The sequence below is a fragment of the Actinomadura sp. B10D3 genome, from assembly GCF_039871695.1.
Lineage (GTDB): Bacteria > Actinomycetota > Actinomycetes > Streptosporangiales > Streptosporangiaceae > Spirillospora > Spirillospora madurae.
The window spans coordinates 1-1,361 of record NZ_JBDPLY010000090.1; the positions used below are offsets into that span (position 1 = coordinate 1).

Consider the following 1,361-nt stretch of genomic DNA (forward strand, 5'->3'; position numbering starts at 1 on the left):
TCTCGGTGGCCGGTTGGCCGGGTGCGGGTGGGCGGCGGGTGGCCAGCAGGTGGCGGGCGGTGCCCCAGATGCCGCGGCGGAACAGCAGGACGATCACGATGAAGATGGATCCGGTGACGATGCCGGTCTCCTGGAACCCGGCGGTGGCCAAAAAGTCCTGGAGCTGGACCACCAGGGCCGCGCCGATCGCGCCGCCCCACAGCGTGCCGATACCGCCCAGGATGACCATCATCACCGCCTGCCCGGAGGTGGTCCAGTACACCCCTTCCAGGGAGGCGAAGCCGTGCCCGACCGCGAACACTCCCCCCGCCAGCCCCGACAGCCCGGCCGACAGCACGAAGGCCAGCAGCCGATACCGGTCCACCGGGTAGCCCAAAGCGCGGGCGCGGGCGGGGTTGTCGCGGATGGACACCAGAACGCGCCCGAACGGCGACCGCACGATCCGCCAGGCCACCCACAGGCCGGCCAGCACGAACGGCAGGCCCGCGTAGTAGAAGTAGAACGGCTCGGACAGATCCACGCCGAAGAACTCTCTGGGGATGCCCTGCAGGCCGTTCTCCCCGCCGGTGACCTCCCGCCATTGGTTGGCGACGAAGTACACCATCTGCGCGAACGCCAGGGTGACCATGGCGAAGTAGATCCCGGTCAGCCGCACCGACAAGAACCCGATCGGCAGCGCGAGGAGTGCTGCGAAGCCGGCGCCGCCGGCGATCGCGACCGGGAAGGGGAGTGGGGTGTGCAGGGCGATCAGGCCGGTGCAGTACGCCGACCCGCCCCAAAACGCCGCGTGCCCGAACGACAGCAGCCCGGTGAACCCCAGCAGCAGGTCGACCGCGGCGGCGAACAGCGCCCAGCAGGCGATGTCCAACGCGACCGGCGGGTAGATCATCCACGGCAGCGCCAGCGCCGCCACCAGCCCGACCACCAGCAGGACCTGCCCGCTCCGGCCCCAGCGGGCCAGCCTGGCCAGGATCATCGCAGCGCCTCCTCACGCCCGAACAACCCCGCAGGACGCCACAACAGCACCGCGGCCATCAAAATGAACACCAGCGTCTGCGACAGCGACGGCACGTAATAGTTCCCCAGCGCCGACAGCAACCCCACCGCGAACCCCGCCGCGACCGACCCGAACACCGACCCCAGGCCACCGATCACCACCACCGCGAACACGGTGATGATCAGATCGGCGCCCATCAGCGGGTTCACCGCACGCATCGGCGCCGCCAAAACCCCCGCCAACGCCGCCAGCGCGATCCCGAACCCGAACACCGGCGTCACCCACCGCCCCACATCGATCCCCAGCGCCCTCGTCAGCTCCGGCCGCTCGGTCGAGGCCCGCACGATCATCCCCACCCGGGTCC

General features: G+C 70.5%; 2 protein-coding genes. Both read right to left on the minus strand.

Translation table 11 applies throughout. The annotated features are described in order from the left end of the window. The coding region (locus ABGB11_RS42375; protein WP_347641360.1) for a branched-chain amino acid ABC transporter permease at positions 1 to 976 on the minus strand (976 nt) is incomplete at its 3' end. Further along, positions 973 to 1,361 (minus strand): branched-chain amino acid ABC transporter permease (locus tag ABGB11_RS42380; RefSeq protein ID WP_347641361.1); only part of this gene is annotated, 389 nt, incomplete at its 5' end. The genes ABGB11_RS42375 and ABGB11_RS42380, both read right to left, overlap by 4 nt.